The 3568-nt window shown below is 62.6% G+C and carries 7 protein-coding genes; all 7 read right to left on the bottom strand.

Annotation, left to right across the window (positions count from 1 at the left end; translation table 11 throughout):
- Nucleotides 1–183 (bottom strand): hypothetical protein (locus tag EOA22_RS38230; protein ID WP_206521342.1); only part of this gene is annotated, 183 nt, incomplete at its 3' end.
- Between the two features lie 29 nt (nucleotides 184–212).
- Complete coding sequence (locus EOA22_RS27815; RefSeq protein WP_027161333.1) at nucleotides 213–695, bottom strand: hypothetical protein; 483 nt, start codon at nucleotides 693–695, stop codon at nucleotides 213–215.
- Complete coding sequence (locus EOA22_RS27810; RefSeq protein WP_027161334.1) at nucleotides 670–1182, bottom strand: hypothetical protein; 513 nt, start codon at nucleotides 1180–1182, stop codon at nucleotides 670–672. The genes EOA22_RS27815 and EOA22_RS27810 overlap by 26 nt, the downstream gene beginning before the upstream one ends.
- Nucleotides 1149–1541: a hypothetical protein gene (locus EOA22_RS27805; RefSeq protein ID WP_127390369.1), complete on the bottom strand. Its 393-nt coding sequence runs from the start codon at nucleotides 1539–1541 to the stop codon at nucleotides 1149–1151. Before EOA22_RS27805 ends, EOA22_RS27810 begins: the two co-directional genes overlap by 34 nt.
- A gap of 19 nt (nucleotides 1542–1560) precedes the next feature.
- The gene (locus tag EOA22_RS27800; RefSeq protein ID WP_027161336.1) at nucleotides 1561–2031 is read right to left on the bottom strand and encodes a hypothetical protein; all 471 of its coding nucleotides are present in this window, start codon (nucleotides 2029–2031) and stop codon (nucleotides 1561–1563) included.
- A 221-nt stretch (nucleotides 2032–2252) separates the two neighbouring features.
- The gene (locus tag EOA22_RS27795; protein ID WP_024502817.1) at nucleotides 2253–3128 is read right to left on the bottom strand and encodes a bifunctional helix-turn-helix domain-containing protein/methylated-DNA--[protein]-cysteine S-methyltransferase; all 876 of its coding nucleotides are present in this window, start codon (nucleotides 3126–3128) and stop codon (nucleotides 2253–2255) included.
- A gap of 124 nt (nucleotides 3129–3252) precedes the next feature.
- The coding region (locus EOA22_RS27790) for a DUF2244 domain-containing protein (protein WP_127390368.1) at nucleotides 3253–3568 on the bottom strand (316 nt) is incomplete at its 5' end.

The raw sequence follows: 3568 nt of genomic DNA, 5'->3' as shown, positions 1-3568 counted from the left end.
GACAAGCGGTCGACCTTGGCGATAAGGTCGAGGTTGATCGAGCCGATGACGATAATCAAGCAGGGCCTCCTGGCAACGCAAATTCAAAATGCCGGAGCGTCTTCGTGCGTCCGGGCGAACGCAGATCGTTCCGATTGCGTGGAAGCTAACCTGTAAGGCCGCAGCTTGCCAGACCACGCGCATGGTCCAGCCCGATTTGAGTTGTCGCGGCCTTATTCGCAGCGCACGGTGACCGTGCCCTGATAGTTGCCGGCGGGAAAGATACCGCTCGACTTGGTGGCGGTGAGGTCGACCTGCATCGCGTGGGTGCCGTTGGCAACCCTCTGCGGCACACTTCCGTTGACATCGGCCCCCGAGCCATCGAGGCGGAAGACCGAAGCGAACGTCACGTTGGTGCCACCGCCGCTCGGCGCGGACGAGAATGCGGCAGGCGCCGGCGCCGAAACCGAATAGCAGTCAAGCAGGTTGAGTATTGAGCATAACAGGGAGCTTGCCACCACGGTGGCGCTGGCGCTCGATCCGCCTGCCTGTTTGGAGCCCAGTATGCTGATGGCGGGACTGGCCTTCATCGTTCCGGACGCCCCGACCATGATGGTGCAGGTGCCGATGATCGCCGCCTGCATCGGAAGGCAGGAACCGGCAAGTGCCGCCATCGCAAACAGCGCGCGGCTACTGCTTCTTCTTTTTCTTGCCATCGCCATTTCCGGTTCTGATGCTCCAGCCTTCGTTGGCCCACCCCGGTGATGCGGTCGCGGGAGCGGTGGCGGCAATACTCGCCGTCTGGCCGTCGGTGCCGAGGCCCATTTTGAGGAGCTTCAGCTCCAGCTGAAGGCGCTCGACCTCAAGCTCGTAGAGACGGCTGCAATCGACGCGCTTGGGCGTACGCCCGATGGGGATCACCACGCGGCCGTAAGTGGCGACATCATTGTCGGACTGGCTGTTGCCTCTGATGACGCCGAGATCGACATAGGCGCCGGAGCCGGAGACGGCGGAACGGCAAGTGGTGCCATCCGCGGCATGGACCTCGTCCTGGCCCTGGGGCAAGGTGACGCCGGGCAGGTTGAAGCCGCTTTCGTTCTGGTTGAGGTTGTAGACGTCCTCGGCCCCGGCCGGCGAGGCACCCGCCCAAACAGCCGCGAGCGCCAGTGTCAGGACTTGCGGCGCCCAAAAAACTTTCCGCATATCTGTGCCCTTATCTGCGTCTGTTGATTGGGAAAGGGGATGCTTTCGGTACAGATACGCACTGTACGCTCGGCAGCGCCGCCGAAAGGCACAACCACAAGGACAGAACGGGAGGCCTGGGAGGCCAGTTGGAAGACATTTGGAGAGACCCTGGCATCTACCGGCTGGAAATCCTGATCGTAGACGTGAATTTCGACCCGGATGTTGCGGTCGTAGGGATTGGCGGGGAAGACGCGAACCGCAAAGACGTCGGTGAAGCTGTTGATCTCGCCACGCATCGGCGACATCGACTGAGCCTTGGCGGCAACGGGCGCCAATCCGACGGCCAACGCCGTCGCCAGGATTCGAGCATGTTTCACGACCCCTCCTTCGCTCGCGTCATTCGCAGCGCAGCGTTACCGTTGCCTGATAATTGCCGTTGGCGAAGCGATTGCTGCCGCCCTTGGTTCCGGCAAGGTGAACCGAGACGAGATCTGCGCCGGGGGTGGTGATGCTGGTTGTCGAGCCGGTCTCGACGATGGAATGCGCGCCGGCGGCGGAGTAGGTGGGTGTCCAGGTCGTCGACGTGCTGTCGGCGGATGGCACCGTCATGGTGGTGACCGGGTCGACGCTCAGCGACACACCTCCGGTCGTCGTCAGCGTCACGGTTCCAGCCGAGCCGCCGCTGTTGTGGGAGCTCAGGGACTGGAGATCGGGACTGGCCGTCATCGTACCGTTGGTGGCAACGACCAGCGTGCAGGTGGGCGCGATCGTGCCGTTGAAGATGACATTCTGCGTCGTGGCCAACGCGGCCTCGTCGACGCTGGCAACCAGCAGAGCTGCGCCGCAGGCGGCGCGAAACAATGTCATCGAGACCTCCTATCAAGCCGGATCGTCCGGATTAATATGAGAGCATCATCACTTTATCGTGGTTAATTTAGAGTTACCTAAAATAACGCCTCAAAAATAACAACTACAGGAACCGGAGGTTGCCCTCGGTTGCAAAAGCGGAACCACAGCGTAAATAGCGCTTATACTTGATAGCGCCGATAGAACCATGTTTTTCTTCGCAATATCGAGAAAAATCGATATTACGATACCTGCCCGGCTTCCCAACCCAGAATGGCGCGCTTGCGGGTCAGGCCCCAATGATAACCGGTGAGGTCGCCTGATTTGCCGATGGCGCGGTGACAAGGCACCACGAAAGAGAGCGGATTGGCGCCGTTGGCCGCACCGACCGCACGGCTGGCGGACGGTGCGCCGATGCTGGCCGCAATCGAGGAATAGGTGCGGGCCTTGCCCATCGGGATCTTGAGCAGCGCCTCCCAGACGCGAACCTGGAAGTCGGTGCCGATCATGACGACATGCAGCGGCTGGTCGGGGCGCCACAGCGTCGGGTCGAAGATACGGGCGGCATAGGGGCCGGTGGCAGTCATGTCCTCGACGTAGATGGCGTTCGGCCAGCGGCTGGACATGTCGGCGAAGGCGGCGCGTTCCTCGCCGGGGTCGCTGAAGGCGAGGCCGGCGAGCCCGCGCTCGGTGGCCATGATCAGGGCGGTGCCGAACGGCGAGGAATGGAAGCCGTAGCGAATGGTGAGCCCGGCGCCGCGTGTCTTGTAGTCGCCCGGCGACATCGCCTCGTGCGTGACGAACAGGTCATGCAGCCGGCCGGGGCCGGACATGCCCAGTTCGAATGAGGTCTCGAGCAGAGGCATGCCGGAATCGAGCAGCCTGCGCGCATGGTCCAGTGTCACCGCCTGCAGGAAGGCCTTGGGCGACAGGCCGGCCCAGCGGGTGAAGAGTTTTTGCAGGCCGGTCGGCGTCTCGCCGACCTCCTCGGCCAGCTCTTCGAGGGAAGGCTGATCGCGATAGTCGAGACTGATCTTCTCGATGGCACGGCGCACGATCTCATAATCGCTGCCCTCAGGCGTGATGTCCTTTTTGAGGACTGCGGTGTGTGTGCTCATGGAACTGTCTCCTTGAGCCGGAATATCGCCCCTCGGGGCGTCGATCGCCACCCGAAACTTGCCTTCTTGCGGCGCATACCCGGATAGGCACCGGATTCGAGCCCAGGAATCGCTCGCGGCTGCCTCAGCGTGTCTTGGCGGGCGCCAGCGCGCGCGAAAAGGCGGTGGCAAAACTCTCGCGGGAATCGGGGTCCAGGAACGATCCGATCGGCACGTTCTGGCCTTCACCTTGCACCGTCATGCCTGTGATGCCGATCTCGGCGTGACGGGCCACCGAAAACCGCGCCCAGAACGGATTGAAGCGATGCGCTTCCGATTTCCCCGAGGGGGCTGTCTTGCGGATGTCGAGGCTGGTGCGCGAAACCGAGACTTCTTCGCGTGCGCGAGCGGCACGATAGTTGATGCGAAAGGCGATGTAGACGGCGACCACGTCGAGGCCG

It is taken from the genome of Mesorhizobium sp. M7A.F.Ca.US.014.04.1.1 (assembly GCF_003998745.1).
In the GTDB taxonomy this organism is placed as follows: Bacteria; Pseudomonadota; Alphaproteobacteria; order Rhizobiales; family Rhizobiaceae; genus Mesorhizobium; species Mesorhizobium ciceri.
Note: the sequence above shows the minus strand (reverse complement) of the source record. Positions and strands in the feature narration are given on the sequence as shown.

Bases quoted from the DNA above. Each gene is read 5' to 3' on its own strand.
- EOA22_RS27815 (WP_027161333.1), bottom strand. From the start codon at position 695: ATGGCAAGAAAAAGAAGAAGCAGTAGCCGCGCGCTGTTTGCGATGGCG.
- EOA22_RS27810 (WP_027161334.1), bottom strand. From the start codon at position 1,182: ATGCGGAAAGTTTTTTGGGCGCCGCAAGTCCTGACACTGGCGCTCGCG.
- EOA22_RS27800 (WP_027161336.1), bottom strand. From the start codon at position 2,031: ATGACATTGTTTCGCGCCGCCTGCGGCGCAGCTCTGCTGGTTGCCAGC.
- EOA22_RS27795 (WP_024502817.1), bottom strand. From the start codon at position 3,128: ATGAGCACACACACCGCAGTCCTCAAAAAGGACATCACGCCTGAGGGC.